Annotated in this window: 25 protein-coding genes and 1 pseudogene; 7 read left to right on the top strand and 19 right to left on the bottom strand. The window is 74.1% G+C overall.

What is annotated here, in order from left to right; genetic code table 11:
- Window positions 1-116: 116 nt before the first annotated feature.
- Window positions 117-626 carry a GNAT family N-acetyltransferase gene (locus ACZ7H1_RS04930; RefSeq protein ID WP_470783796.1) on the bottom strand — a complete coding sequence of 170 codons (510 nt, stop codon included), beginning with the start codon at window positions 624-626 and terminating at the stop codon, window positions 117-119.
- 105 nt (window positions 627-731) lie between these two features.
- Here ACZ7H1_RS04930 and ACZ7H1_RS04935 point away from each other — a divergent pair, with 105 nt between their 5' ends.
- The gene (locus ACZ7H1_RS04935) at window positions 732-1337 is read left to right on the top strand and encodes a hypothetical protein (protein WP_470783797.1); all 606 of its coding nucleotides are present in this window, start codon (window positions 732-734) and stop codon (window positions 1335-1337) included.
- Between the two features lie 14 nt (window positions 1338-1351).
- On the opposite strand, the gene ACZ7H1_RS04940 is transcribed toward ACZ7H1_RS04935, so the two are convergent.
- Window positions 1352-1729, bottom strand: a complete 378-nt coding sequence (locus ACZ7H1_RS04940) for an ArsR/SmtB family transcription factor (protein ID WP_470783798.1) — start codon at window positions 1727-1729, stop codon at window positions 1352-1354.
- Between the two features lie 95 nt (window positions 1730-1824).
- On the opposite strand from ACZ7H1_RS04940, the gene ACZ7H1_RS04945 reads away from it, so the two are divergent.
- Window positions 1825-3873 carry a heavy metal translocating P-type ATPase gene (locus ACZ7H1_RS04945; RefSeq protein WP_470783800.1) on the top strand — a complete coding sequence of 683 codons (2049 nt, stop codon included), beginning with the start codon at window positions 1825-1827 and terminating at the stop codon, window positions 3871-3873.
- Between the two features lie 64 nt (window positions 3874-3937).
- Window positions 3938-4601 (top strand): annotated as a pseudogene (locus ACZ7H1_RS04950) (HAD family hydrolase).
- Here ACZ7H1_RS04950 and ACZ7H1_RS04955 read toward each other — a convergent pair.
- The 3 genes from ACZ7H1_RS04955 to ACZ7H1_RS04965 form a co-directional block, all read right to left on the bottom strand.
- A complete protein-coding gene (locus tag ACZ7H1_RS04955; RefSeq protein ID WP_470783802.1) occupies window positions 4582-4728 on the bottom strand; it encodes a hypothetical protein in 147 nt (48 codons plus the stop codon). The pseudogene ACZ7H1_RS04950 and the gene ACZ7H1_RS04955 sit on opposite strands and share 20 nt — an antisense overlap.
- Before the next feature lie 429 nt (window positions 4729-5157).
- Entirely contained in the window at window positions 5158-5628 is a 471-nt protein-coding gene (locus ACZ7H1_RS04960) for a Dps family protein (RefSeq protein ID WP_470783804.1), read from the bottom strand.
- Between the two features lie 124 nt (window positions 5629-5752).
- Window positions 5753-7375, bottom strand: a complete 1623-nt coding sequence (locus ACZ7H1_RS04965) for an extracellular catalytic domain type 2 short-chain-length polyhydroxyalkanoate depolymerase (protein ID WP_470783805.1) — start codon at window positions 7373-7375, stop codon at window positions 5753-5755.
- 207 nt (window positions 7376-7582) lie between these two features.
- On the opposite strand from ACZ7H1_RS04965, the gene ACZ7H1_RS04970 reads away from it, so the two are divergent.
- The 3 genes from ACZ7H1_RS04970 (at window position 7583) to ACZ7H1_RS04980 (ending at window position 10387) form a co-directional block, all read left to right on the top strand.
- A complete protein-coding gene (locus ACZ7H1_RS04970; protein WP_470783807.1) occupies window positions 7583-8197 on the top strand; it encodes a TetR/AcrR family transcriptional regulator in 615 nt (204 codons plus the stop codon).
- The gene (locus ACZ7H1_RS04975; RefSeq protein ID WP_470783808.1) at window positions 8181-9812 is read left to right on the top strand and encodes an isovaleryl-CoA dehydrogenase; all 1632 of its coding nucleotides are present in this window, start codon (window positions 8181-8183) and stop codon (window positions 9810-9812) included. The genes ACZ7H1_RS04970 and ACZ7H1_RS04975 overlap by 17 nt, the downstream gene beginning before the upstream one ends.
- A gap of 170 nt (window positions 9813-9982) precedes the next feature.
- On the top strand, window positions 9983-10387 hold the full coding sequence (locus tag ACZ7H1_RS04980) for a VOC family protein (RefSeq protein WP_470783809.1): 405 nt from the start codon (window positions 9983-9985) through the stop codon (window positions 10385-10387).
- Window positions 10388-10399: 12 nt separating this feature from the next.
- Here the strand turns inward: ACZ7H1_RS04980 and ACZ7H1_RS04985 are convergent, their stop codons facing one another.
- Window positions 10400-11692 (bottom strand): MFS transporter, encoded by a 1293-nt coding sequence (locus tag ACZ7H1_RS04985; protein WP_470783811.1) that lies wholly within the window; start codon window positions 11690-11692, stop codon window positions 10400-10402.
- 782 nt (window positions 11693-12474) lie between these two features.
- Here ACZ7H1_RS04985 and ACZ7H1_RS04990 point away from each other — a divergent pair.
- Window positions 12475-13614, top strand: coding sequence for a cation diffusion facilitator family transporter (locus tag ACZ7H1_RS04990; RefSeq protein ID WP_470783812.1), 1140 nt, complete (start codon window positions 12475-12477; stop codon window positions 13612-13614).
- Here ACZ7H1_RS04990 and hypE read toward each other — a convergent pair.
- The 13 genes from hypE to ACZ7H1_RS05055 form a co-directional block, all read right to left on the bottom strand.
- Entirely contained in the window at window positions 13597-14688 is a 1092-nt protein-coding gene (gene hypE / locus ACZ7H1_RS04995) for a hydrogenase expression/formation protein HypE (protein ID WP_470784012.1), read from the bottom strand. The genes ACZ7H1_RS04990 and hypE overlap by 18 nt on opposite strands.
- A 49-nt stretch (window positions 14689-14737) precedes the next feature.
- The gene (gene hypD / locus ACZ7H1_RS05000; protein WP_470783814.1) at window positions 14738-15898 is read right to left on the bottom strand and encodes a hydrogenase formation protein HypD; all 1161 of its coding nucleotides are present in this window, start codon (window positions 15896-15898) and stop codon (window positions 14738-14740) included.
- Window positions 15895-16269 (bottom strand): HypC/HybG/HupF family hydrogenase formation chaperone, encoded by a 375-nt coding sequence (locus ACZ7H1_RS05005; RefSeq protein ID WP_470783816.1) that lies wholly within the window; start codon window positions 16267-16269, stop codon window positions 15895-15897. Before ACZ7H1_RS05005 ends, hypD begins: the two co-directional genes overlap by 4 nt.
- Window positions 16238-18685 (bottom strand): carbamoyltransferase HypF, encoded by a 2448-nt coding sequence (gene hypF / locus ACZ7H1_RS05010; protein WP_470783818.1) that lies wholly within the window; start codon window positions 18683-18685, stop codon window positions 16238-16240. The genes ACZ7H1_RS05005 and hypF overlap by 32 nt, the downstream gene beginning before the upstream one ends.
- On the bottom strand, window positions 18685-19497 hold the full coding sequence (gene hypB, locus ACZ7H1_RS05015) for a hydrogenase nickel incorporation protein HypB (RefSeq protein ID WP_470783819.1): 813 nt from the start codon (window positions 19495-19497) through the stop codon (window positions 18685-18687). Before hypB ends, hypF begins: the two co-directional genes overlap by 1 nt.
- Before the next feature lie 3 nt (window positions 19498-19500).
- Window positions 19501-19905, bottom strand: coding sequence for a hydrogenase maturation nickel metallochaperone HypA (gene hypA, locus ACZ7H1_RS05020; RefSeq protein ID WP_470783821.1), 405 nt, complete (start codon window positions 19903-19905; stop codon window positions 19501-19503).
- Window positions 19906-20033: 128 nt separating this feature from the next.
- Window positions 20034-20141: a DUF6893 family small protein gene (locus ACZ7H1_RS05025; protein ID WP_470783822.1), complete on the bottom strand. Its 108-nt coding sequence runs from the start codon at window positions 20139-20141 to the stop codon at window positions 20034-20036.
- A complete protein-coding gene (locus ACZ7H1_RS05030) occupies window positions 20138-20755 on the bottom strand; it encodes a hydrogenase maturation protease (RefSeq protein ID WP_470783823.1) in 618 nt (205 codons plus the stop codon). Before ACZ7H1_RS05030 ends, ACZ7H1_RS05025 begins: the two co-directional genes overlap by 4 nt.
- Window positions 20752-22248 carry a hypothetical protein gene (locus tag ACZ7H1_RS05035; protein ID WP_470783825.1) on the bottom strand — a complete coding sequence of 499 codons (1497 nt, stop codon included), beginning with the start codon at window positions 22246-22248 and terminating at the stop codon, window positions 20752-20754. Before ACZ7H1_RS05035 ends, ACZ7H1_RS05030 begins: the two co-directional genes overlap by 4 nt.
- Complete coding sequence (locus ACZ7H1_RS05040) at window positions 22245-22946, bottom strand: DUF6084 family protein (RefSeq protein ID WP_470783826.1); 702 nt, start codon at window positions 22944-22946, stop codon at window positions 22245-22247. The genes ACZ7H1_RS05035 and ACZ7H1_RS05040 overlap by 4 nt, the downstream gene beginning before the upstream one ends.
- The gene (locus ACZ7H1_RS05045) at window positions 22943-23602 is read right to left on the bottom strand and encodes a DUF5947 family protein (RefSeq protein ID WP_470783827.1); all 660 of its coding nucleotides are present in this window, start codon (window positions 23600-23602) and stop codon (window positions 22943-22945) included. The genes ACZ7H1_RS05040 and ACZ7H1_RS05045 overlap by 4 nt, the downstream gene beginning before the upstream one ends.
- A complete protein-coding gene (locus tag ACZ7H1_RS05050; protein WP_470783828.1) occupies window positions 23599-24168 on the bottom strand; it encodes a hypothetical protein in 570 nt (189 codons plus the stop codon). The genes ACZ7H1_RS05045 and ACZ7H1_RS05050 overlap by 4 nt, the downstream gene beginning before the upstream one ends.
- Window positions 24165-25949, bottom strand: a complete 1785-nt coding sequence (locus ACZ7H1_RS05055) for a nickel-dependent hydrogenase large subunit (protein WP_470783829.1) — start codon at window positions 25947-25949, stop codon at window positions 24165-24167. The genes ACZ7H1_RS05050 and ACZ7H1_RS05055 overlap by 4 nt, the downstream gene beginning before the upstream one ends.
- Between the last annotated feature and the right edge of the window lie 9 nt (window positions 25950-25958).

Below are 25958 nucleotides of genomic sequence, written 5' to 3' on the forward strand. Positions count from 1 at the left end.
GATCGCCGCGCCCGGGCAGGGGAACGGCGCAACGGGATCACGGCCGTTCGCGGCCTGCGCTCCGGGGCGCCGAGCAGGGACGTTCCTGCAATAGCGCCGCCCCCCCGGCCCGCGGATCAGGCGAGCGCCCGCCGCATGCAGACCCGGGGCCACCGGTCCAGACCGTGTTCCGCCTCGGCCGCGCGGACCTTCCGCAGACCCGGTGTGAGCGAGTCCTCGCCGAGGATCCGGAACCCGCAGCGGGCGTAGTACGGGGCGTTCCACGGCACGTCGGTGAACGTGGTCAGGGTCAGCGCGGGCATCCCGGCGCTCACGGCGTGCTCCGCCGCACGGTCCAGCAGGGCGCGGCCGATCCGACGGCGGGCGCTGTCCGGGTGGACGGACACCTGCTCGATGTGGAGGTTCCCGTCGACCGGTTCGGCGATCAGGTACGCGACCGGCAGGTCGCCGGCGTCGACCGCGACCCACGCGAGCCCGGATTCCCGGTAGCGGGCGAGCTGGTCGAGCGGGAGGGGCTCGTCGTCGGCGATCTCGGGCATGCCGACGTCCCGGAAGCAGCGGCCCGCGCCGCGCTCGATGTCCTGGAGGAGGGGGAGTTCGGCGGCGTGCACTGTTCGAATGCGCATGCACGCATTGTCGGTGACGTCCGGCGGACGGCCTCCACCGCGTGGGGGAAGCGGTGCATCCCCGGGGCCGATGTCCCGGCGGCGGGCGGCGGCGACGCTGGGTGCATGACGACGATCGACACGACGGCGGCGGACACGACGACGGCGGACACGACTGCCCGGACCGAACGGCCGGTTCCCCGCTGGGCGTTGCGTACGGCCAGAGCGATTCCGCTGCTCCTGCTCCCCGTCTGCCTGTGGCGGCTGCCCTTCGCCTTCGGCCACACGATGGGGCTGACGGGCACCGTGCCGGGGCGGCTGCCCGACTCGCCGTGGGTCATGGGCCCGTACGTCTTCGGGCTCAGCCTGCTCTCGGAGGCGGCCGCACTGCTCTGCTTCGCCCTGGTCCGCGGCTGGGGGGAGGTGGTGCCGCGCTGGGTGCCGCGGCTCGGCGGCCGCAGTGTGCGGCCGGCTGCGGTGCTGGTGCCGGCCGTCGTGCTGTCGGCCGGCCTCCTCGCCCTGCTGGTGGACTGGGTGCTGACCACCTTCGGGATCGCCGGAGCCCCCGACGGGCAGTGGGAGAACGGCTGGTGGTGCTGGCTGGCCCGGATCGTCAGCGGGCTCTTCGCCCTGTGGGGACCGCTGCTGACGGCCCTGACCTGGGGGTACTACGTACGCCGGTGCCGGGGCGCCGACGCGGACCGGGGGCCGGCGCGCCGGGCCGCGGGGTGAGTGCGCCGCCCTTGTCAGGTGGCGGGTGCGGGCTCGGCGGGGGTGTCGCGCAGCCCGAGGCGCAGGTGCTCGACGTGGAAGAGGGCCTGGTCGAGCAGTTCGGCGACGTGGTGGTCGTACAGGGCGTAGACGATGGAGCGGCCGCGGCGCTCGCCGGTGACCAGCCCGAGGTTGCGCAGCAGGCGCAGCTGGTGGGAGCAGGCCGAGGCCTCCATGTCGACGGCCTCGGCGAGGTCGCCGACCGCGCAGGGGCCCTCGTGGAGGCGGGCGAGGATCCGCAGCCGGGAGGGCGTGGCCAGGGCCTGGAGGGTGGCGGCGACGTCCGCGGTGCCCACGGTGTCCAGGCGCTCGCGGGTGGTGGCTGCGTTCCTGTCGTCCATTCCATGACCCATGGCGTCCATCTTAGCGATGACACTTGAAGACCTGTTCATATGTTCCTGTATGGTGAGGTCCCTGCCGCCCCGAGCCCGCGAAGGGTTTCCCCGCCATGCCTTCAGATCTGCTCCAGCGTGCCGGCGGAGCCGCGCAGACCGCCCCGGTGGCGGCGCTGCGGCGCCGCACCCGGCTCTTCGCGCTCGCCGAGGCCCGCTGGGCCGCGGCCGCCCTCGCGTTCTTCCTCTTCGCGCTGCCCCTGCAGTCGGCCGGCGCACCCGCCTGGACGTGGGGCGCGCTCTACGCCCTGGGCTACGCGACCGGCGGCTGGGAGCCGGCCTGGTCCGGACTCCGGGCTCTGCGGGACAGGACCCTGGACGTCGACCTGCTGATGATCGTCGCCGCGCTGGGTGCGGCCGCGATCGGCCAGGTCAGGGACGGGGCGCTGCTGATCGTCATCTTCGCGACCTCCGGAGCGCTCGAGGCGCTCGCCACCGCCCGTACCCGGGACGCCGTCCGCGGCCTGCTGGACCTGGCCCCCGCCACGGCCACCCGCCTGACCGCCGACGGCCGGGAGGAGACGGTGGCCGCCGGGGACCTCGCGGTCGGCGACACCGTCCTGGTCCGGCCCGGCGAACGCGTCGGGGCCGACGGCCGGGTGCTGGACGGGGCCGGTGAGGTCGACCAGGCCACCATCACCGGCGAACCGCTCCCGGCGGCGAAACAGCCCGGGGACGAGGTGTTCGCCGGCACCCTCAACGGCACCGGGGCGCTGACGGTCGCCGTCGAGCGCGACGCGTCGGACTCCGTGATCGCCCGGATCGTCGCGATGGTCGAGGAGGCGTCCGAAACCAAGGCGCCCACGCAGCTGTTCATCGAGAAGGTCGAGCAGCGGTACGCGATCGGCATGGTCTGCGCCACGCTGGCGGTCTTCCTCGTACCGCTCGCCTTCGGCGCCGGACTCGAAGGGGCGCTGCTCCGCGCGATGACGTTCATGATCGTCGCCTCGCCGTGCGCGGTGGTGCTCGCGACCATGCCGCCCCTGCTGTCGGCGATCGCCACCGCCGGACGCCACGGCGTGCTCGTCAAGTCGGCCGTCGTGATGGAACGCCTGGGCCAGGCCGACGTGGTCGCCCTCGACAAGACCGGCACCCTCACCGAAGGCGCGCCCCGCGTCGCCGAGGTGACGCCGCTGGACGGCGGCGGGCTGACCGCCGATGCCCTGCTGGCCCTGGCGGCCGCCGCCGAGCTGCCCAGCGAACACCCCCTGGCCCGCGCGGTCGTCGACGCCGCCCGCGAACGCCGCCTCGAGCTGCCCGCCGCCCGGGAGTTCACCTCCGTCCCCGGCGTCGGGGTCACGGCCGTCGTCCTGGGCCGCACGGTCGCCGTCGGCGCCCCGGCCCGCCTGCCGTACGACATCGCCGGCCCGGCCGGTCGGGAGGCTGCCCGCAACGCCGGAGCGCTGGAGGACGCCGGACGCACCGCCGTCCTCGTCCTGTGCGACGGCACGCCGGCCGGCGTGCTCGGCATCGCCGACCGGCTCCGCCCGGACGCCGCCGCCACCGTCGCCGCCCTCACCGCCCTGACGGGCGCCGGGCCGCTGCTGCTGACCGGTGACAACCCGCGGGCCGCCGCCGGTGTTGCCGCCGACGTCGGCATCGGCGCGGCCGACGTCCACGCGGGCCTCCTGCCCCAGGAGAAGGTCGCGGCCGTCCGCCGGCTGGAAGCCGGGGGGCGCAAGGTGCTCGTCGTCGGCGACGGCGTCAACGACGCCCCCGCCCTCGCCGCCGCCCACACCGGCATCGCGATGGGCCGCGCGGGCTCCGACCTCGCCCTGGAGACCGCCGACGCGGTCGTCGTACGCGACGAACTGACCACCGTCCCCGCCGTGATGGCCCTCTCCCGCGCGGCCCGCCGCCTGGTCGTGCAGAACCTGGTCGTCGCGGGCGTGTTCATCGCCGCCCTGACCGCCTGGGACCTGGCCGGCCACCTCCCGCTCCCGCTGGGCGTGCTCGGCCACGAGGGCTCCACCGTCCTCGTCGCGCTCAACGGCCTCCGCCTGCTCCGCGAATCGGCCTGGACCCGCGCGTCGACCCCACCGGCACCGGGCCGAATCCCGAAGTCCATCGCATCCCCTGAGCCGGGGTGTTGCGACGACCACTAGAACGGAAGCTTTCGGGCGGGAGGGGACGCAGTCGTGCGTCCCGGCCGCTGGATGGGGTCGGCGCATGATTCGAGCTGTGGTTTTCGACGTCGGCGAATGCCTGGTGGACGAAACGCGCGAGTACGGAACGTGGGCCGACTGGCTCGGTGTCCCACGCCACACCTTCGCTGCGACGTTCGGCGCGGTCATCGCCCAGGGACGCGACTACCGCGAAGCGTTCCAGCCCTTCAAGCCCGGCTTCGACCTCACGGCCGAGCGGGAGGCGCGGGCGGGCAGCCGGCCAGCCCGAGCACTTCGACGAGTCCGACCTGTACCCGGACGTCCGGCCCGCCCTCGCCAAGCTGCGCGCCGACGGATTGTGGCTCGGCATCGCCGGCAATCAGACCGTCCGCGCCGGCGGCATCCTCCGCGGCCTGTTCACCGATGACGTCGACCTGATCGGCACCTCCGACGACTGGGGCGCCAGCAAGCCCGACATCGCGTTCTTCGAGCGGGTCGCCGACGTCGTGCCGTTCGCCGCCGACGAGATCCTCTACGTGGGCGACCGCGTCGACAACGACCTACGGCCGGGCGCGCAGGCGGGCATGCGCACGGCGCTGATCCGCCGCGGTCCGTGGGCCACCATCCAGTGGAACAGCGAGGAGGCCCAGGCGCTCCCCACGTTCCGGGTGGAGAGTCTGGAGGAGCTGCCGGGCCTCATCGCCGGGTTCAATTCGCGAGGGCGCTGACGACAGATCCCCAGCCGTACAGCCGGTCGTCGAGGTCGCGCACATACGGCTCGTGCTCCCACGGCCCGAGTGCGCGCCGCACTTCGCGGACCCGCTCCAGCCCCGTGGCGTACCAGTGCGTCTCCAACAGGTGCAGGGCCCGGAGCGCGTAGCGGGCGGCCTCCTCCGGTCGCCCGGCGGCCGCCTCGACGGCACGGAGGTGTGGTCCTGCCCGGAGCCGGGAGCCCGTCGGTGAGCCGCGGAAAGATCTGCTGCCGCTGCGACCAGCCCATCATCGGGCCCGCGCGCGAGACGACACCCGAATCGATGAGGCGCACGGCCGGCCGACTGGGCCCACCTGGACCCGCGCGCCTGCCGGAAGGCCCGCGAGAGGGCGGACCGGTGAGCGACGGCGTGCGAGTTCTGCCGGCCCGGTTGAGATGGTGCGGGGAGCGTGGCCCCGGCCGGCACCGGCTGGGGCCACGCCTCTTCGAGACGTTCTACGGGGACAGCGAGCCCGTCGGCGACGTGCAGGACCTCGCCGTACCGAGTGTCCCGTTCCCGCTTTCCGGCCCGCTCAGGCGCTCTCCGCCTGGAACATCCAGTGGTGCTTTTCCAGGTCGCCGGTCAGGCCGATCAGGAGGTCCTGGGTCACCGGGTCCGGGTCGGCCGTGGACTGGATGCGCTCGCGCATGCGGGTGATCACCGTGCCCAGGGCGTCCACGAGGATGCGGACCGCGTCGGCGTCCTTCACCCACTCACCCGGGACTCCGGTGATCGCGGACGTCGAGGCGACCGTCGCGGCCCGGCCGTCCGGGGCCACGCCCAGGGCCGAGGCGCGCTCGGCGATCACGTCGGAATGCGTACGGGCCGTGGTGACGACCTCGTCCAGCTGGAGGTGGACGGACCGGAAGCGGGGGCCCACGACGTTCCAGTGCACCTGCTTGGCGACGAGTGCGAGGTCGATCAGATCGACCAGCGCGCCCTGGAGTGCCTCACCGACGATCTTCAGGTCGGCTGCGGGCAGGGCGCTCTTCACGACGGACACGGCAATCTCTCTTCCGTAGGCGGCCGGCGGCAGGCCCGGTGGTCGGGCGCCGCCGTCTAATGGATCATAACCAGACGAAATATCGCTTACCCATGCCAAACGGACGCAAACGGTGAGGCCTCCGTCACCGGTACTCCACCGTCAGCGTCGCCCGGGTGTCCCGGTTGACGAAGAGGTACGCCGTAGACATCTGGTTGTGCTCGAAACGCAGCCGGACATGCGTCCGGCCCGAGCGGTTGACCGCCGCCAGCCCGGCCGCCGACAGCGGACCCGAGGACGCGGAGCCCGAGGTGAACGGGCCGATCGCAGCCGCCCCCGGCACCGTCACCGCCGCACCCCAGTCGGACGGCTCGACCGCGCAGCCGCCCAGGCAGCCGCGGTGCACGTCGGCCAGGAGCCGGTTGCCCGCCGGGCTCGACCACGGATCGCCCGAGCCGCTGCTCCGGGACACGGTCACGTACGCGCCGGTGATCTCTTTCCCGGCCGGGACGGCAGAGGTGTCGAACGACAGCACCGTGCGGTTGAACCTGCCGTCGGCGCCCCTCCCCAGGGCCAGCCCGTACGTGCTCTCGTACGTGCCGACCGCCGGGCCCGAGCCGTCGCCCGCAGCCTTCACGTAGCCGTCCTCGGCGTCGAGGCTGGGCAGCGTCACCCGGCCGGGCGACGGCGTCCCGCCGCCTCCTCCGCCGAGCGCACGCACCATGCCCATGATCGTCTCGATCTGCCGGCCGCCGTGGCGGGCGTGCGCGGAGTCGCCGAGGTAGCCCCACCAGTTCCAGCAGCCGTTCGGGTTGTCCAGCGTCCCGGTCGGAACCGCCTGCGGGTACAGCACGATCAGGCCGTTGGTGTCCGCGTGCTCGTTCAGCTGGGCCCCGTCGATGAAGCGGGTCCCGAAGCCCTGGTACGAATACCCCTGCTTGCAGCCGTGCAGCGCCACCACCAGACGGCAGGCCGCGCCGCCCGTGCACGCCGTCGGCACGTACGCGAACCCCTGCTCGTCCATGGAGATCGCGCGGGCCTGCCCGCCCGGCGCGTACCGGTTCTGGTCGAAGCGGATCAGGGAGCCCCCGGGCGTGGAGGCCGGCGCCGCGACGGAGCCCAGCAGGTGGCCGAGCAGCTCCCGCGGCGCGTCGATGCCGCAGTCGTTGATCCAGGGGTTCTGCGTGACCGTACAGGAGTTGGGGCCGAGCGGGCTGATCCAGGCGTGCCCCGCCGCGGTGGTCCTGTTGTGGCGGACGCGGGCGCCGAAGCGGCCGAAGTACTCGGACAGGGCGTCGACCACCGGACGCCGGACGGTCGCGTCGCCCGAGCCGCTGAACGCGTAGACCGGGTCGCCCTCGAGCTGGGACACCGGGTCGACGAGGCCCTGCGCCGACCAGTCCCGCGCCGTCTGCTCCAGCCGGTCGAGCTGGAGGTCCTGCCGGGTGTCCATGCAGGCGTAGAGGGCCTTGTCGAGCGTGTTCTGCGCGCACCCGTACGGCCCGGAGGCGAACACCCCCGACCCGTCGAAGGTGCCGGAGTACGCGACGTGGAGCTGCGTGGCCATGTAGCCGCCGGAGGAGACGCCCGCGCCGTACACGCCCCGGATGTCGTGGGGCGTGAGCTCCCCGGGTACGGGGGCGAGCGGCGCCGGTGCGGCGGCGGCGACCGGAACGGCCGCGGCGGGCGCGGGAAGCAGGTACGCCACGGCCGCGAGCAGCAGCAGTGCGGCCGGCCGGCGGAACCGGGCGGCGGTCGGTGATCTCATGGGCCCTCCGTGAGCAGCTGGAAGCGCAGGGGTCGGCGCCGGCTCGGCGCGGTGCCGACTCGGTGCCGGCGCGGTCCCCGGGAGGTTAGGGCCGGCCCGTGCGGGTGCCTATGGGGTCCGCAACCACAAAGGACGGGCCGCCCTGTGTCGGTCCGGCACCACCCGCCCCCTGGCATGAAGCACTGAATCAGTGCTTCAATCCTTCCCATGCCCTACCGCCGTCCCCCCGCCGTCCAAGCCCGGCTCGACGCACGCCGCGGCCTGGTCCTCGAAGCCGCCGTCCGCCTCCTCTCCCGCGAGGGGTACGCCGGCTGCTCGGTCGCGGCCATCGCCGCGGAGGCCGGGATCTCCACCGGCACCGTGTACCAGTCCTTCGCCGGCAAGTCCGAGCTCGCGGCCGCGCTCTTCCGGACCCTGGTGGCGCGGGAGGTCGAGGCCGTGGACGCCGCGGCGCAGCGCCCCGGTACGGCCGCACAGCGCGTCGCCGCCGCCGTCGAGGTCTTCGCCACCCGGGCGCTCCAGGCGCCCCGCCGCGCCTTCGCCCTCCTCGCGGAGCCCGCCGACCCGGCCGTCGACACCGAACGGCTCGTCTTCCGCCGGGCCTTCCGCGACGTGTACGCCCGGCAGATCGCCGCCGGAGTCGCCACCGGCGAACTCCCGCCGCAGCCGCCCGAACTGACCGCGGCGGCCCTCGTCGGAGCGATAGCGGAGGCGCTCGTCGGCCCGCTCGCCGACGGCGACGCGGAACCCGCCGACGTCATCCCCGGTCTGATCGCCTTCACCCTGAGAGCTCTCGGAGGACACGATGCCCCAGACGCATGAGGTCACCAACCAGGTCCCGCCGCACCACGGGTACGACGCCGCCGCCGACCCGGCACTGATGGAGGCCGTCGCCCGCGAGGGCGCCGCCTGGGCCGCGCCCGAGATCCACCGGCTCGGCGTCCTGGCCGGATCCGAACAGGCCGCCGAATGGGGCCGCCTCGCCAACGAGAACCCGCCCGTCCTGCGCACCCACGACCGCTACGGCCACCGGATCGACGAGGTGGAGTTCCACCCCTACTGGCACGAACTGATGCGCACCGCCGTCGGCAACGGCCTGCACGCCGCCCCCTGGCGCGACGACCGGGCGGGCGCGCACGTCGCCCGCGCCGCGAAGTTCGTCGTCTGGGGCCAGGTCGAGGCGGGACACTCCTGTCCCGTCTCCATGACGTACGCCGCCGTCCCCGCGCTGCGCACGACACCGGAGCTGGCCGAGCGGTTCGAACCGTTGCTGGCGGCCTCCGTGTACGACTTCGGGCTCCGGCAGCCCGAGACCAAGCGGGGCCTGATCGCCGGCATGTCGATGACCGAGAAGCAGGGCGGCTCGGACGTCCGGGCCAACACCACCACCGCCGTCCCGGCAGCCGACGGCACGTACCGCCTCACGGGGCACAAGTGGTTCACCTCCGCCCCCATGTCGGACCTCTTCCTCACCCTCGCTCAAGCACCGGGCGGACTGTCCTGCTTCCTGCTGCCCCGCGTCCTGCCCGACGGCACGCGCAACCGCCTGCACCTCCAGCGGCTCAAGGACAAGCTCGGCAACCACTCCAACGCCTCCGCCGAGATCGAGTACGACGAGGCCTTCGGCTGGCTGGTCGGGGAGGAGGGCCGCGGCGTGGCGACCATCATCGAGATGGTCAACATGACCCGTCTCGACTGCGTCCTCGGCGCGGCCTCCGGCATGCGCCTCGGCACGGTCCGCGCCGTCCACCACGCCACCCACCGGCGGGCGTTCGGCAAGGCCCTCGTCGACCAGCCGCTGATGCGCAACGTGCTCGCCGACCTCGCGCTGGAGTCCGAGGCCGCGACCGCCGTCGCCCTGCGGCTCGCGGGCGCCACCGACCGGGTCGCCGCAGGCAACTCCGACGAGGCCCTGCTGCGCCGGCTCGGGCTGGCCGTGACCAAGTACTGGGTCTGCAAGCGCGTCCCCGCGCACGCCGCGGAAGCCCTCGAATGCCTGGGCGGCAACGGCTACATCGAGGAGTCCGGCATGCCCCGCCTGTACCGGGAGGCCCCGCTGTCCTCCATCTGGGAGGGATCCGGGAACGTGGCCGCGCTGGACTCCCTGCGGGCGATGGCCCGCCAGCCCGAGACCGTCGAGGCCTTCTTCGCGGAGGCCGGGCAGGCGGCGGGCGCCAACCGGCACCTCGACGCGGCCGTCGCGCTGCTCGGCAAGCAGCTGGCGGACCCGGCCGGGGCCGAGTACCGGGCCCGTCAGCTGACCGAGACCATGGCCCTCGTCCTGCAGGGCTCGTTGCTCCAGCGCCATGCGCCGGCGGCGGTCGCGGACGCCTTCTGCGCCTCCCGCCTCGGCGGCGAACACGGCCACGCCTTCGGCACCCTCCCCACGGGCGTCGACACCGGGGCCATCCTCGACCGGGCCCGCACCGACGCGTGACGGTCCGCACGGGTGAGGCGGCCGGTCCGGTCCGCGCGGGTCGCGGACCGGCCGGACCGTCCGCGCCGTAGCGTCACCCCCGTACGGTCACCGCGACCGCGACCGCCGCCGCGGCCGTACGCACCCGCCGGCCGGGCCCGCCGCGAGCCCCGCACCCACCGGAGCCGCCCGTGACCGCGCAGGAATTCCCCGCGGGGACCGAACTGACCCACATCCTGGTCGTCGCGGACACCGCCCGGTCCCGCGCGTTCTACTGCGACGTCGTCGGCGCCGAACTCGTCCGCGAGTACGGCGGCACGAGCGTGGTCCTGCGGCTGTGCGGCACCTGGCTGCTGCTGGTCACCGGCGGCGGACCGACCGAGGACAAGCCCACGGTGACCTTCGCCGCGCCCGCGGACGCCGACCGGGTCGGCCACGCCATGACGTTCCGGGTGCCCGACTGCCGGGCCGCCCACGCGGCGCTGAGCGCCCGAGGCGCCCGGTTCCTGACCGAGCCCGTGGACCACGGCTTCGAGGTCCGCTGCTTCTTCCGCGACCCCGACGGGCACCTCCTCGAACTGAGCGAGGCCCGCTGACACCCCCTGCCGTCACCGCCCCGCCGCGGGGCTCGGCTCGTGCGTCGCGCCGTCGCCCTGCCGCGGGGCGGGGTCCCCGTACGACGGCGGCGGCGCCGGGACGCGCCGCAGGCGGCGGACCGGCGGGACGGTGACGAGCGCGAGCGCACAGCCCACGCTGATCACGGACCCGGCCAGCAGCAGTTCGTGGACGCCGAAGACGCTGCTCGCGGGGCCCGCCAGCGCCTGGCCGAACGGCAGGGCGAGGATCGACCCGGCGATCTCGTACGCCGTCACGCGGTTGAGCCGGTCCTCGGGGACCTGGGTCTGTACGGTCGTGGCCCACTGGACGCCCCAGTACGCCCACCCGACCCCGCTCAGCGCGTACCCCAGCAGGAGCAGCGGCAGCGCCGGAACCAGAGCCGCCGCCAGCGGCATCAGCGGGAAGAGGAACATCGCCGCCCCGCCCGCCAGCAGCGGGCGCGAGAGGCGGATCCGGATCGCCGCCAGGCCGCCGAGCACGCATCCGGCCCCGAAGGCGCTCTCCGCATAGCCGAACGCCGCCTTGCCGTGCTCGGCGATGACGGACACCGCGCCCAGCGGCGTGAGCGGGCCCCAGACGAAGACGCCCAGCACCCACCAGATCAGGATGACGCCCCACAGCCAGGACCGGGACCGGAACTCGTGCCAGCCGGTGCGGAGGTTCGCCAGCGTGGAGGCCGTGCGGTCCGGCTCGAACCGCGGCAGCCGCAGCGCCGTCAGGCAGCCGGCGCTGACCGCGAAGGTGGCCGCGTCGACCACGAACACGGTCGCCGACGACGTGGTGGCGACGAGCGTCCCGGCGATCGCGGGCCCGGCCATCGAGGCGACGCCCTGGCTCACCCGTACCACGGCGTTGGCCTGCCCCGCGTCGGCGGCGACCTGCGGCACCAGGCCGGAGACCCCCGGCTGGTACATCGCGGTCGCGATGCCGCCGAGCACCGACCCGCCGATGATGAACCACAGCGCCGGATGCCCGAGCCACAGGTACGCGGCGAGGGAGCCCTGGAGCGCGCACCGGACCAGGTCGGCGCCGATCATCTGCGGCCGGGGGTGGAAGCGGTCCGCGAACACCCCGCCGAAGACGACGAAGAGCGCGAACGCCCCCATCCAGGCGCCGAGCGCGAACCCGACCCCGCTCACCCCGTACCCGAGCGCGAGCATGGCGACCGCCAGCGCCACCGGGACCATCGTGTCGCCCAGCACCGACATGGTGCGCGACGTGAAATAGAGGGTGAAATTCCGGTTCCACAGGCGTGGGGCCGGCGCGGCGGGGGGCAAGGCCATTCGGGGGATCCTTCCGGAAGACCGCTGCCCGGCACCCGTCCACGGGGGAGCGCAGGGCGCAAACGGCAAGGGCAGACCGTACGTTAGGACCGCCCCGCGCTCACCGGTACTGCTTTTCCACCGCGCGCGGACAGCGCCTCGGCCCGGCCCGGGCAGCAGCCGGGCCATCACGGCGGCGGGCAGGGACGGGTTGGCGGCCGCGGCCTCCACGACGCGCCGGTCGTCGTCGGACAGCAGTGCGGTGATGACCTCCGGGGGCAGCGAGCAGCAGGGTCTCCGAGAGACCGGGGTGCGCGGCGACGGCCGTGAGCACCCTGGCGTCGGGATCGAGGGCCAGTGCGTCGCGGACACCGGCGGGCAGGTCGCGACGGCGGGCGACCAGCATCCGCAGGTTCGCATCCGGAGACGCCGCCAACTCCGGCAGGGCCGACGGGTCCACGTCCGCAGCGGTCAGCCGTCCCGTGTGCGCCGCCGCCACCGCACTCGCCGTGACGCGCTCGGCCGGCGCGCACGCCTGCGGGCGGCTGAGGTCCGGGCGACGGGCGAGGCCGCGCCGATGTCCTCGTCCGCGAGGGCTATCAGACGGTCCACCAGCTCCGGGGGAGGGCGGCATTGGCGGCGAGCCCGCACAGCACGTGGTCCACCGGGGCATCCTGCACCCGACGGCCGTCCCACCGCCCGCGAGTTTCCTCGCACCGGTGCAATTGCGAGGTCATCGCACCTGGTCAGCGGCCGTACGACGGTGATGGCTGCAATCGGGTTCGCCTGCCATGGTGGGGCGCATGGCAGGCAACCACACCCCCGCGCACGGCCATGGACACCACGACGACCACGACCGCCACCACGAGCACGCCCACCACGACCACCACGTGCACGGCCGCGATCAGCCCGGCCGCGGCCCGTGGCGACGGCTGGGACACCGGCTGGCCCACGTGCTCACCCCGCACGGCCACGAGGCGCGGGACAAGGTCGATGCCGCGATGGAGACTTCGCGCGAGGGCATGCGCACGCTGTGGCTGTCCTTCCTCGTCCTCGCGGCGACCACGGCCGTCCAGGCGGTGATCGTCGCCATGTCCGGGTCGGTGGCGCTGCTGGGCGACACGGTCCACAACGCCGCCGACGCCCTGACCGCCGTGCCGCTCGGGATCGCCTTCCTCCTCGGGCGCCGCGCCGCCGACCGCCGCTACACCTACGGATACGGCCGCGCCGAGGACCTGGCGGGCGTGGTGATCGTGCTGACCGTCGCCGCATCGGCAGCCTTCGCCGGGTACGAAGCCGTCGACCGCCTGCTGCACCCGCGCGACGTCACGCACGTCGGGGCCGTGGCGGCGGCCGCGGCAGCCGGGTTCCTCGGCAACGAGTGGGTGGCCGGCCACCGCATCCGCACCGGCCGGAAGATCGGTTCGGCCGCCCTGGTCGCCGACGGCCTGCACGCCCGTACCGACGGCTTCACCTCGCTCGCCGTGCTGCTCGGCGCCGGCGGGTCCGTGCTCGGGTGGCGCCAGGCCGACCCCGTCGTCGGCCTGTTGATCACCGCGGCGATCCTGCTGGTCCTCAAGGACGCGGCCCGCGAGGTCGGCCGGCGGCTGATGGATGCGGTCGACCCCCGGCTCGTCGAGGCCGCCGAGACGGCCCTGCTCGCCGTGGAGGGCGTACGCGGCGTCGGGCAGCTGCGTATGCGGTGGATCGGCCACAGCCTGCGCGCCGAGGCCGACATCGTCGTGGACCCGCACCTGACCGTCGTCGAGGCGCACGGGCTGGCCGTCGCGGCCGAACGCGCCCTGGCCCGCGCGGTTCCCCGGCTGACCGCGGCCACGGTCCACACCGATCACACCCACCACATCCACGAGCTCCATCACACCGGCCACGTGGACCGCGTGGAGCGTGCCGGGGCCGCCCCGGCGTCAGCAGATGCGCGGTAGCTGCTCGCCGATCGGCAGGTCGACCACCCGCGTGCCGCCGAGCCCGGTCCGCGCCACGACCATGCCCGGGTGGGCCGCCACGGCCTCGCCGATCACCGCGGCACGGCGCCCCAGCGGATGCGCGCGCATCGCGTCGAGGACGGCGTCGGCGTGCTCGCGCGGCACGAACGCGACGAGCTTGCCCTCGTTGGCCACGTAGAGCGGGTCGAGACCGAGGATCGAGCAGGCGTTGGCGACCGCCGCCGGGACCGGGACGCGGCTCTCCTGGATGACGACGCCGGTGCCGGAGGCGGCCGCGATCTCGTTGAGCGAGGCCGCCAGCCCGCCCCGGGTGGGGTCGCGCAGGACGTGCAGGTCGGGGGTGACGGCGAGCATGCTCTGCACGAGGCCGCCGAGGGCCGCGCAGTCGCTCTCGACGTCCACGCCGAACTCCAGGCCCTCGCGGACGCTCATGATCGCCACGCCGTGGAGGCCGATCTCGCCGCTGACGATCACGACGTCGCCGGGTACGACGCGCTGCGGGCGCAGGTCCACGCCCTCGGGGATGAGCCCGATTCCCGCGGTGTTGAGGTAGATCCCGTCCCCGTGGCCCGCCTCGACGACCTTGGTGTCCCCGGTCGCCACCTCCACGCCCGCGGCCCGGGCGGCGGCTCCCATGGCCTCCGCCACCCGCGCCACCACGGAGATCTCCACCCCCTCCTCCAGGATGAACCCGCAGGACAGGTAGGCGGCTTGGGCACCGCTCATGGCCAGGTCGTTCACCGTGCCGTTGACCGCGAGGTCGCCGATGCTGCCGCCGGGGAAGAACAACGGCCGTACGACGTACGAATCGGTGGAGAAGGCCAGCCGGGCACCGCCCAGGGAAACCGCCGCGGAGTCGCCGAGCTGGGCGAGGACCGCGCCGCCGAAGGCCGGGGCGAAGAGGTGCTCGACCAGTTCGGCAGAGAGCGCGCCGCCGCCGCCGTGTCCCATGACGATCCGCGGACGGTCGCGCAGCGGGGCCGGGCAGGTCCAGCCGGCGACGTCGAGCACCGCACCGGGCAGCGCGGTGCCGGGTGGTGTGCCGGTCTGCACCGTGCCGGTCTGCACGGTGTCGGGCTGCACGGTGTCGGGCTGTGCGGTCTCAGGCAACGGGGCTCGCCTCCAGCGGTGCGGTCGGTGCGGTCGGGGAGGTCGGGGAGGTGGCGGCGGCCGTGAGGTCCAGCCGCCGGTAGAGGTAGTACGCGGCGCAGGCACCCTCGCTGGAGACCATCGTGGCGCCGAGCGGGGTGCGCGGCGTGCACAGGGTGCCGAACGCCTCGCACTCGTGGGGCTTGAGCAGTCCCTGGAGGACTTCGCCGCTGCGGCACTCGGCCGGCTCGCGGGTGTCGATGCCGGTCACCGAGAACCGGTGCTCGGCGTCGAACTCCCGGTAGCGGGGGGAGAGCCGCCAGCCGCTGCCCGGGATGACGCCGATGCCCCGCCAGGACCGGTCGGTGACCTCGAAGACGTCCTCGAGCATGGCCAGCGCGGCCGGGTTCCCCTCCGGGCGGACGGCGCGCGCGTACGCGTTGTCGACCGTGTGCTCGCCGCGCTCCAACTGGTGCACGGCCCGCCGTACGCCCTCCAGGATGTCCAGCGGTTCGAAGCCCGTCACGACGATCGGGACCCGGTGGCGCTCCGCGAGCTCCGGGTATTCGCCCACGCCCATGACGCTGCACACGTGCCCCGCGGCGAGGAAGGCCTGCACCCGGCAGCTGGGCGACTGCATGATCGCCTCGATGGCAGGGGGCACCCGCACGTGGGACACCAGCAGGCTGAAGTTGCGGATGCCCAGCCGCTTTGCCTGATGGACCGTCATGGCATTGGGCGGGGCGGTGGTCTCGAAGCCGATGCCGAAGAACACCACCTCGCGCTGCGGGTTCTGGCGCGCGATCGTGAGGGCGTCGAGCGGCGAGTACACGACCCGTACGTCCCCGCCCTCGCTCCGGACCTGGAACAGGTCGCGGCCGGTGCCGGGCACGCGGAGCATGTCCCCGAAGGAGCAGAAGATCACCTCGGGCCGGGAGGCGATCTCCAGGGCCTTGTCGATGACCTCCAGCGGGGTGACGCACACCGGGCAGCCCGGACCGTGGATCAACTCGACCTGCTCCGGCAGGAGCTGGTCGATCCCGTGCCGGATGATGGTGTGCGTCTGGCCGCCGCACACCTCCATCAGGGCCCAGGGGCGGGTCACGGTGGCGTGGATGTCGTCGAGCAGCCGGCGTGCCAGTGCGGGGTCCTGGAACTCCTCGATGTACTTCACTTCTGTACCTCCTCCTGCGGCGCGGCGCCCTGCGCGATGCCTTCCGCGATGCCTTGCGTGCCGCCCTCCGCGGCGTCCTCGCCGAACGGCCACGGCGTACCGCCGGCTTGGGCGGCCAGCTCCCACGGGTCGCCGAACTCCTCCTGGAGCATGCCGAGCTGCGCGAACAGCTCGAGGGTCTGCCGGGCCGACTCCTCGTCCAGCCGCTGGAGGGCGAACCCCACGTGGACGATGGCGTACTCGCCGACCTGGAGGTCCGGGAGGTACTCCAGGCACACTTCCTTCTGCACGCCGCCGAAGTCGACGGTGGCCATGCGGGTGCCGTCCTTCTCCCCGATGTCAAGCACTCTGCCGGGGACCGCCAGGCACATGGGCTTCTCCTTGCTGTCGGGGTGTCGGGGGTGTCGGGGGTGTCGGGCGGTCCGTGACGTCGGCGGCCGCCGCCACCATGAGCTGGCCGAGTGCCAGCCCGCCGTCGTTCGGCGGGACCCGGCGGTGCCGCAGGACGGTGAAGCCCTCCGCGCGCAGCTCCCGGGCACAGGCCGAGGAGAGGAGGGTGTTGGCGAAGACGCCGCCGGTCAGCGCGACGGTGTCCGTGCCGTGCCGTTCGCGCGCGAGCGCGCAGAGACTGCCGACGAGCGCGGCGACACCGGCGTGGAAGCGGGCCGCGACGAGCGGCCCGGTCACGCCCGCGCGCACGTCGTCCACGACTGCGGCCAGCACGGGCGCCGGGTCGGCGACGACCGGCCCCCCGGACCCCGCGGGCGGCAGCCGCAGTCCGAAGGCGTACCCCGGGCCGGGACCCGTGCCCGCCGCGCCGCCGCGCATCCGGTGGGCGGCGAAGGCGGCGCCCTCCAGCTCGATGGCGGCCTGCGCCTCGTACCCGGAGTGGTGGCACACCCCGGCGAGAGAGGACACCGCGTCGAAGAGGCGTCCCATGCTGGATGTGGGGGAGCAGTTCAGGTCCCGCTCCAACTGGCGCTCCAGTACCCGTAGTTCCTCCGGCGGGCAGGCGGCGGCGCACGGCAGGTCCGGGGTCCACGGGATGCCCGCGGCGCGCAGGTGCGCCAGGGCCATCCGGTACGGCCGCCGGACGGCGGCGTCACCGCCCGGCAGCGGGACGTAGGAGAGGTGGGCGAAGCGCAGGTAGCCGGCGTAGTCGGCGAGGAGGACCTCCCCGCCCCAGACCGCGCCGTCGTCCCCGTAGCCGGTCCCGTCGAAGGCCACGCCGATCACGGGACGGCCGCCGTCCAGGCCGTGTTCGGCCATCGCGGAGGCGATGTGCGCGTGGTGGTGCTGGACGGGCACCAGCGGTCGGCCGGCGGCGGCGCGCCGGGCCCAGCCGCCGGAGCGGTAGCCGGGGTGGCGGTCGGCGGCGAGCAGCCGGGGGGAGACGCCGGTGATGGACTCCAGCTGCCGCTCGGCGCGGGCGAAGGCGTCCTGCGTGGCGAGGTCGTCCATGTCGCCGACGTGCGCGGACAGCCAGGCCCGCCGCCCCTCGCCGACGCAGAACGCGTTCTTGAGGTCCCCGCCCACGGCCAGGGTCGCCGGGACCGCCACCGGCACGGTGACCGGCAGGGGGGCGTACCCCCGGGACCGGCGCAGGGTCAGCAGCTCGCCGTCGCAGACCCGCACCACGGAGTCGTCGCAGGGCACGTGGATCGGACGGTCGTGGGTGAGCCAGGCGTCGGCGATCCCGCCCAGCCGGTGCAGGGCCTCCTCGTCGTCGGTGACGATCGGTTCCCCCGCGAGGTTCCCGCTGGTCATCACCAGCAGCCGGGGACCGGGCGGATCGCCGGGCAGGCCGAGCAGCAGGTGGTGCACGGGCGTGTACGGGAGCATCACGCCGAGGTCGGGACAGCGCGGGGCGACCTCCTCGGAGGGCCTCCCGGGGCCCGCACCGGCCTGTGCACCGGCGCGGCGGCGCAGCAGCACGATCGGCCGGACGCCGCCGGTCAGCAGCGCGCGCTCCTCGGGGCCGACGTGCACGAGCGCTTCGGCCCCGGCGAGGTCGCGGGCCATCAGGGCGAACGGCTTGTCCCCCCGGCCCTTGCGGCGTCGCAGCTCCGCGACGGCACCGGAGTGGGCGGCGTCGCAGGCGAGGTGGTAGCCGCCGAGCCCCTTGACCGCGAGGATCGCCCCCGACGCCAGCAGCCGCCGGGCCTCGGCGACCGGGTCCGCCGCGGGCAGCTCGCGGGCCGGCTGCCCGGCGAGCAGCTTCAGCCGGGGCCCGCAGGCCGGACAGGCGACCGGCTGGGCGTGGAAGCGCCGGTCCGCGGGGTCGGCGTACTCGCGGGCGCAGTCGGGACACATCGGGAAGCGGGCCATGGTGGTGTGCGCACGGTCGTACGGCAGTCCGGTGACGATGGTGAAGCGCGGCCCGCAGTGCGTGCACGTGATGAACGGGTGCCGGTGGCGCCGGTCGGCCGGATCGGCCAGCTCTGCCAGGCAGTCGGCGCACGTGGCCATGTCGGGGGAGACCAGCGTGCGGGCGGGACCGCCGGTGCGGGAGGCGACGATGGCGAATCCGGCGCCGCCCGCGACGGGGAGCTCACAGTGGTCCACGGCATCGACCACGGCCAGCGGCGGAGCCTCGGCCGCGAGCCGGTCGCAGAACTCCGACACGGCGGCCGGCGCGCCCTCGACCTCCGCGACCACCCCGTCCGGGGTGTTCGTCACGTGCCCGGCGAGGCCGAGGCCCGTCGCACGGGTGTACACGTACGGCCGGAAACCCACGCCCTGCACCACACCCGTGACGGTCACGCGGCGGCGCTGCACGGCCTCCATCAGCGGGTCTGCGCCGGGGCCGGGTGCGGGTGGAGGTGCGGGCCGAGACCGTCACCGTCACCGTGGCCGTGGTCGCCGTGGTCGTGATGGTCGCCGTGGTGGTGATGGCCGGCCGTGTCCCCGAGCTGCCGTGCCATGACCGGTACGTGCACCGCGGCGCCCGATCCGGCCGCCAGCGCCCGGTCGAGCAGCAGCCCGGCCCCCTCGCCCGTACGGGACGAGGTCAGCACCACCTCCACGCCCGGGTTGACCTGCTGGACGTGCGCACGGAAGGCCGCCTCGTCGAACTCGACGGCCTGGGCGATGTCCGTCTTCGTCACCACCACCAGCTGCGCCAGCCCGAAGGCGGTCGGGTACTTGAGCGGCTTGTCCTCGCCCTCGGTGACCGAGGCGAGGACCACCCGCAGCGATTCACCGAGGTCGTAGGAGGCCGGGCAGACGAGATTGCCGACGTTCTCCACGAAGAGCAGCCGCGTGTCCTCGGGCAGCCACCCGTCCAGGTGCCGGCCGAGCATGTGCGCCTCCAGGTGGCACAGCCCGTCGGTCAGCACCTGCTTGACCGGCGCTCCCGAACGCGCCAGCCGTACCGCGTCGTTCTCGGTGGCGAGGTCGGCGGTCAGCGCGGCGACCGGCAGGCCGCGCTGCCGCGCGAGGAGCAACTCGTGTTCCAGCAGGGCCGTCTTGCCGCTGCCGGGGCTGGAGAGCAGGTTGACGACCGTGATGCCCCGGGCCGCCAGTCCGGTGCGCAGGGCGTGCGCCGCCGCGTCGTTCCTGGCGAGCACCGCCTGCTGAAGATCGACCACTCGGCACATGCTTCAGGCCTCCTCGGGGATCGGGTAGCGGGTGCGTGGTGCGGGGGCGGGGGCGGGTGCGTCCGCCCACTCCGCGCTGACGATGCGCAGCTCGCGGCCCGAGACGAGTTCGACCTCCGTCGCCTTCCCGCAGCCGGGGCAGCACAGGTCGGGCGGCATGCCGACGGCCCACTCGCGGGTACAGGAGCTGCAGCGGGCCCGTGCCGTGACGGACTCCGTCGTCAGCCGTGCGCCCTCCAGGAGCGTTCCGGCGCAGGCCAGTTCGAAACAGAACGCCAGGGCGTCGGGTACCACGCCGGCCAGCTCGCCGACCTGGAGGCGGACGGCGGTGACGGCGGACGCGCCGCCGGCCTGCGCAGCTTCCTCGACCTGGCCCACGACGGCCATGGCGATCGACATCTCGTGCATCGGACTCCGTCCTGCCGGGGCTCATTAGACCCGCGGGGCACGGCCCGCCACGGCCGGGCGCGCCGACGGCCGGTACGCCCGTACGCCATTCGGTCGTCCGGGCTCCGGCCGTCGCGGCTGCCGTCGCGTCACATCCTCCGCATCCGGAAGTACCGCCGGAGGTCGGGCAGGACCTGCTTGAGCACGGCGGCGAGGGCGGCGGCCGCGGCCGCTCCGCCGATGACGGCCTTCTTCATGGGATTCTCCTCAGTTCACGGCGGTGCGGTGCCCCGGCCTCGGCGTCCTTCGTGTCCTCGGCGCGGTCGGCGCTCTCGGTGGTATCGGGGTCGGCGGTTCGGAGCAGGTCCAGGACCGTGCCGACGGCCGGGGCCACGGCGGCGGCCACCGGCTCGCTGAGCCCGATGCCCTCGTCGAGGCAGGCGGGCTCGCAGCCGACGACGAGGATGCGCCGGGGCGGGACGGATCCGGTCCCGGCGCACAGCGTCCCGAGCAGGGCCAGCACGGCGTCGGGCGACATGTGGTGGCCGTCGAGCACGGCGGCCTCCCCTGCTTCCCCTGCTTCCACGGGATTCCCGGCTCCCGCGGTCCCCGGGGGCGTTGCAGGCTCCCCGGCCTCGATCAGGTACAGCGTGCCCGGGGCGCCGCCGCGCGCGGTGGCGTCGATCAGGATCAGCGTGTCGTACCCGTCGAGCAGCTGGTACGCGAGGTGGACGCCGCGTACGCCGAAGTCCACTGCCTCCGCGCCCGCGGGCAGCGGGTGCGCGGCCAGGGCCCGTACGGCCTCCACGCCGAAGCCGTCGTCGCTCAGGAAGACGTTGCCGATGCCTGCGACCAGGGTCCGGCTGCTCACGCGTCCTCCAGCGGGGTGACCTCGTCGGGCTGGAAGTACAGGAACCTTCCCTGCTCCCGCCGGATGTCCGCACCGGGGTCGCCCTCCACGGTGACCGCGAGGTGCACCCCCCCGTCGACGTCGTGCAGCACCGCCTCGACCCGGGCGGCGCACCCCTGGACGAACAGATCCTGGGCGTCGGTGCGCCGCAGGCCGGGGCGCAGCAGCACGCGGCTGCCCACGCCCACCGGGACGCCGTCGACGGTGATCCGGTCGCGTGCCGGGTCCGCGGTGTCCGCCCGCGCCGGGTCCCACCAGGGGGTCTCCGGCCGGAACACCTCGTCCTCGTCCCGGAGTCCGGCGGCCACGGCGGAGGTTGCGGCCACGGCGGACGCGGTCGGCCCGTCGGTGATCTCCCGCAGCGCCCGTACCGCGCCGTGCAGCCGTTCGAGGACCTCGGGCGGCATCGAGTCGGCCAGGTCGATGACGGCGGCCGCGCGGGCGTCCGTCCCGCGGGCCTCGCGCTTCTCCCGGTCGGTCAGCGCCGCCGTCCGCAGGGCGAGGATCTCGTCGATCTCGGTCGCGTCGTACATCGCCCCGGCGCTCTCGGGTGCGATGGCCGGGTGGTCCTCCAGGATGATCGGCGAGGACAGCACCACGTCGGCGCGGCCCGGTTCGCCGGCCAGGACGGGCCAGGTGTGCCGGTTGGAGCACTCGGCGACGGCTGCCCTGGCCCACTCGGGCGGGTCCGTCATCGACAGGAAGGACCCCGCGCTGAGCCCGAGCAGGACGTGCGCCGCGACCAGCGACCGGGGGAGCGCCGCCTCGCGGTCGGCGCCGTGCGGGCCGGCGCCGGGGTCCGGCGCCCACGGGCTGGTGTTCTCGACGACGGCCGAGAGCCTGAACACCCGGTAGGCGCCGTCGAGTCCGGTCGCGCGCAGGCGTACGGCGCCCTCGACCTCCTCGGTGCGCCGCACCAGCCGGCCCACGCAGCGGCCGTCGGCGTCCAGGACGGGTTCGGTCTCCTCGCCGGCCGGACGCCGGAACGGCAGCACGACGCCCTCTCCGGTCAGCTCGGCCAGGCCCGCCGTCAGCTCGATGCGCTCCTCGGCGCCCTCGTCCCAGGGGACGAGCACCCGGTCGGCCAGGTGCAGTTCGGCGACCTCGGTGAAGGTGCCGTCCGGCTGCGCCTGCCCGACCGTGCGGCGCTGCGCCCGCAGGAAGCGCACCTCGACGGTGAGCGTCGCCTCGCCCTTGGGCTCCATCAGGATCTCGGTCTGCTGGCTGGAGTGCTCGTCGTGCGCGGGACCCCAGGCCGGGGGCACGAGCACGCCGAACTGCCAGCGCAGCCGGTTCTTGGCGGCCGATGCCCGGTACGGGTACAGCACGTAGCCCTCGAAGAGGACCGCGTCGGCGACCTGCCGGGCGGTGTCGAAGCGGGATGCCGTACCGGCGGTCGCGGCCGGCGCCGCAGGCGCGGCCGGCGTGGCGGACGTGGTCGGCGTGGCGGTCATGGAGCTGCCCTCTCGGTGGCGCGCGGTCGCAGGGAGGCCGCCCGGAACGGCCCCGGCGACGGGGGCTCCGCGGCCGCCGCCGCGTCGAGCAGGACGCGTACGGTCGCCTCCCACGAGGCCAGCGCGTGCCGGGAGCGGAACGCGAGCAGGTCGGCCATGGTGTCGCGCGGCAGCCGCAGCCAGCCGCAGCCGGGGAAGTGCTGCTCGACCATCTCGCGCCACACCGCCACCGGCATCCGGTAGAGCGTCTCGCGGTCCCACGGCACCGGCTCGACGTGGAAGCCGCCGGCTCCCGTGAAGGCGGTGCCCGAGAACAGCATCAGCAGCGGCGCCTCGCCGTCCTCCAGCGTGCTGAAGTACCGGGTGGCCGCGATGTCCGTGTCGTACGTGCACGGTACGACGAGCTCGGCCTCGGTCTCCCCGGTGAAGCCGGGCACCATCAGCGAGACCTGGGCGAACTGCACGGGCTTGAGGGTGCTGCCCCAGCGGGCGGGCTCCCCGAACAGGTCGGACAGCCCCTCGGTCTCGGCGGGTCCGTAGCCGCGCCGGGCCGGTTCGATGCGGATCTGGCAGCGCAGGGCGAGCGCGTGCACCCGGGTGTCCCCGGCCGCCGTGATGCGCAGCCGGAAGACCAGGGTCGGTCCGGCGGCATACGGGTCGGCGCGCACGCCGGTGCAGGTGAACGTGAACTCCGTCATGACAGCGGTGCCTCCGTCAGGACCTGGGCGCGCCGTTCGACCCGTTCGAAGAACGACCGCAGTGCGGCCTGCGCCTGCGCGCCGCCGTCGAAGCCCTGCCAGAGCATCCGCATCCGCCCGACCAGCTCGTAGCAGATGTCGATCGGCACCAGGTGACAGGTGGTGCGGCCGTGCGCGCGGTGCAAGAGCAGTGCCTCCACGTCCGGTTCGAGCAGGGCGGACAGCCGCCCCGTGCCGAGTACGGCCTCCCAGGTCTGCGGGTCGAGCTCGCTCTCGGTGGCCCCGGCGGGGCTCGGGTAGAGCGCGACCAGCCGGCCGAGCGCCGCGTTGCGGAAGAAGAACGCCACGCCCACGGGGATCCGCAGGACGTCCCAGGCGTCGTCGCCGAGCGGGTGGCCGGGGTCGGCGAGGTAGCGGTCCGGGACGGTGCGGAACCGCCCGGTCGCCGCGCCCGGCCGGTCGAACAGCAGGGCGCAGGCGGTGCACGCGCACACCAGGGTCCGCTGCTCGGTCTCCACCAGGTGGCGGTGGCCGTCCGGGGCCACCGCCACCCCGCACAGTTCGCAGGTCTCCGGCCGGGGCGGGCGCGGGCCGGTGAACCGCCGCAGCCCGCGCGGCCCGGGCGCGCCGCCCGGCGGCGTCAGCGCTGCGGTCACGACACCCGCGCCGGGGTGTGCGGCCGGGTCCCGATCTGGAGGAGCGGAGCCGGCGGGGCAGCGGCCGGCTCCAGCTGCACCGAGGTGACCTCGGGCGCGAAGCAGGCCAGGGCGTCCTCGACGGCCCGGCCCGCTCCGCCGGTGCCCGAGCCGGAGCACCCGCAGCCGCTCGCCGCCTGCGGGCGCACCCGCAGGACGCCGCTCTCCTCGTCGAAGCCGACCAGTTCCACGGGCTCCTGCAGGCTGCCCAGCGCGCGGCCGATCCGGGTGTGGACGTCCTCGGGGTGCAGCGCGTGCAGTGTCAGCAGGCTCGACACCAGCTCGTCGTCCAGCAGCGCGGACAGCGGTCCGCGCTCCGGGCGGCCGCCGGGGGCGGCGCCCAGGTGCCCGACGATGCGGGCGAGCCCCGCGCCGTAGAAGTCCATGAGCACGCGCACGAGTTCCTCGGCGGCCGCGCACGCCGCGCGGTCGCCGGTCGAGGCGATCCTGTCGAGCACCGCCTCGACCTGCCGACCCGCCCGCTGTGCGTCCGCGGCGGCGCCGGCCGCCGTGCCGACGGCGCTCATCCGCCCAGTCCGCTCAGCCCGGTGGGCACGTGCATGGTCTTCACGGTCTTGCCGCCGCCGACGTACATGTGCACACCGCACGGCAGACAGGGGTCGAAGCTGCGCACGGCGCGCATGATGTCGATGCCCTTGAAGTTCTCCGGGGAGTTCTCCTCGAAAATGGGGGTGTTCTGCACCGCGTCCTCGTACGGGCCGGGGGTGCCGAAGGTGTCGCGGGTGCTGGCGTTCCACGGAGTCGGCGGGTACGGGTGGTAGTTGGCGATCTTGCCGTCGCGGATCACCATGTGGTGGGAGAGGACACCGCGTACGGCCTCGGTGAAGCCGACGCCGATGGACTCGTCCGGCACCTCGAACTTCTCCCAGGTCTGGGTGCGTCCGGCGCGGACCTCCGCGAGCCCCTTCTCGGCGCAGTGCAGGGCGATGGCGGCGGCGTACGCCTGGAAGTACGTGCGGGCGCGGTTGCGCTCCAGGGCGTTGCTCCACTTCGGGATCTTCCACTCGAAGCGGGTCTCGGGCTTGGTCATCGTGCGCGGCAGGGTGATGACGACGCTGTGCCCGGTGGCCTGCACGTAGTCGGTGTGGACCAGCCCGGACAGGGCGGTGGACCACAGGCGGGCGATGGGGCCGCCGCCGGTGTCGAGGGCCAGGTGGTCCTTGCCGTCGAACCACCGCGGCGACATCACCCAGCTGTACTTGTCGTCGAAGTTCCGTTTCTGCGGGGCCGGGATGGTGTGCTGGTTCCACGGGTGGCGCGGGTCCACGGGGTTGCCGAGCGGATCGTGCGTGACGAACTGCTCCTGCCCCTCCCAGTCGTCGTAGTACGAGCTGCCCAGCAGGATGCGGATGCCGAGGTTGATCTCGGTGAGGTCGTTGGTGACCAGCTTGCCGTCCACGACCACGCCCGGGGTGACGAACATCTTCCGTCCCCAGTCGGTCATGTTGGCGTACGTGAAGTCGCAGTGCTCCGGGTCGTTGAGGGCGCCCCAGCAGCCGAGGAGCACGCGCCGCCGGCCGACTTCCTCGTACCCGGGCAGGGCCTCGTAGAAGAAGTCGAACAGGTCGTCGTGGAGCGGGACGACGCGCTTCATGAATTCGCAGTACCGCATCAGGCGGCTCATGTAGTCCGTGAAGAGCTGGACGGAGGCGATGGTGCCCACGCCGCCCGGATAGAGCGTGGAGGGGTGCACGTGGCGCCCCTCCATCAGGCAGAACATCTCGCGCGTGTAGCGGCTGACCTGGAGCGCCTCGCGGTAGAACTCGCCCTCGATGGGATTGAGCGAGCGCATGATGTCGGCGATCGTGCGGTAGCCGTGCTCGGCGGCGTGCGGGGCCTCGGTGCGCTCGGCCAGCTCCAGGACCCCGGGGTTGGTCTCGCGGACCATCTTCTCGCAGTAGTCCACCCCGACCAGGTTCTCCTGGAAGATGTTGTGGTCGAACATGTACTCCGCGGACTCGCCCAGGTTGATGATCCACTCGGCGAGGTGGGGCGGCTTCACCCCGTAGGCCATGTTCTGCGCGTAGACGGAGCACGTGGCGTGGTTGTCGCCGCAGATCCCGCAGATGCGGCTGGTGATGAAGTGCGCGTCGCGGGGGTCCTTGCCGCGCATGAAGACGCTGTAGCCGCGGAAGACCGACGAGGTGCTGTAGCACTCCGCGACCCGCTTCTGCTTGAAGTCGATCTTCGTGTGGATGCCGAGGCTGCCCACGATCCGGGTGATCGGATCCCAAGCCATCTCGACCAGGCCGCTGCCGTCGCCGGCCGCCGTCGTCTTCGGTGCCATCGTGTCTGC

Source organism: Streptomyces sp. NPDC037401 (assembly GCF_055602345.1).

Bases quoted from the DNA above. Each gene is read 5' to 3' on its own strand.
- ACZ7H1_RS04930 (WP_470783796.1), bottom strand. From the start codon at position 626: ATGCGCATTCGAACAGTGCACGCCGCCGAACTCCCCCTCCTCCAGGAC.
- ACZ7H1_RS04935 (WP_470783797.1), top strand. From the start codon at position 732: ATGACGACGATCGACACGACGGCGGCGGACACGACGACGGCGGACACG.
- ACZ7H1_RS04940 (WP_470783798.1), bottom strand. From the start codon at position 1,729: ATGGGTCATGGAATGGACGACAGGAACGCAGCCACCACCCGCGAGCGC.
- ACZ7H1_RS04945 (WP_470783800.1), top strand. From the start codon at position 1,825: ATGCCTTCAGATCTGCTCCAGCGTGCCGGCGGAGCCGCGCAGACCGCC.
- ACZ7H1_RS04965 (WP_470783805.1), bottom strand. From the start codon at position 7,375: ATGAGATCACCGACCGCCGCCCGGTTCCGCCGGCCGGCCGCACTGCTG.
- ACZ7H1_RS04970 (WP_470783807.1), top strand. From the start codon at position 7,583: ATGCCCTACCGCCGTCCCCCCGCCGTCCAAGCCCGGCTCGACGCACGC.
- ACZ7H1_RS04975 (WP_470783808.1), top strand. From the start codon at position 8,181: ATGCCCCAGACGCATGAGGTCACCAACCAGGTCCCGCCGCACCACGGG.
- ACZ7H1_RS04985 (WP_470783811.1), bottom strand. From the start codon at position 11,692: ATGGCCTTGCCCCCCGCCGCGCCGGCCCCACGCCTGTGGAACCGGAAT.
- ACZ7H1_RS04990 (WP_470783812.1), top strand. From the start codon at position 12,475: ATGGCAGGCAACCACACCCCCGCGCACGGCCATGGACACCACGACGAC.
- ACZ7H1_RS05005 (WP_470783816.1), bottom strand. From the start codon at position 16,269: ATGTGCCTGGCGGTCCCCGGCAGAGTGCTTGACATCGGGGAGAAGGAC.
- hypF (WP_470783818.1), bottom strand. From the start codon at position 18,685: ATGGAGGCCGTGCAGCGCCGCCGCGTGACCGTCACGGGTGTGGTGCAG.
- hypB (WP_470783819.1), bottom strand. From the start codon at position 19,497: ATGTGCCGAGTGGTCGATCTTCAGCAGGCGGTGCTCGCCAGGAACGAC.
- hypA (WP_470783821.1), bottom strand. From the start codon at position 19,905: ATGCACGAGATGTCGATCGCCATGGCCGTCGTGGGCCAGGTCGAGGAA.
- ACZ7H1_RS05025 (WP_470783822.1), bottom strand. From the start codon at position 20,141: ATGAAGAAGGCCGTCATCGGCGGAGCGGCCGCGGCCGCCGCCCTCGCC.
- ACZ7H1_RS05035 (WP_470783825.1), bottom strand. From the start codon at position 22,248: ATGACCGCCACGCCGACCACGTCCGCCACGCCGGCCGCGCCTGCGGCG.
- ACZ7H1_RS05040 (WP_470783826.1), bottom strand. From the start codon at position 22,946: ATGACGGAGTTCACGTTCACCTGCACCGGCGTGCGCGCCGACCCGTAT.
- ACZ7H1_RS05050 (WP_470783828.1), bottom strand. From the start codon at position 24,168: ATGAGCGCCGTCGGCACGGCGGCCGGCGCCGCCGCGGACGCACAGCGG.
- ACZ7H1_RS05055 (WP_470783829.1), bottom strand. From the start codon at position 25,949: ATGGCACCGAAGACGACGGCGGCCGGCGACGGCAGCGGCCTGGTCGAG.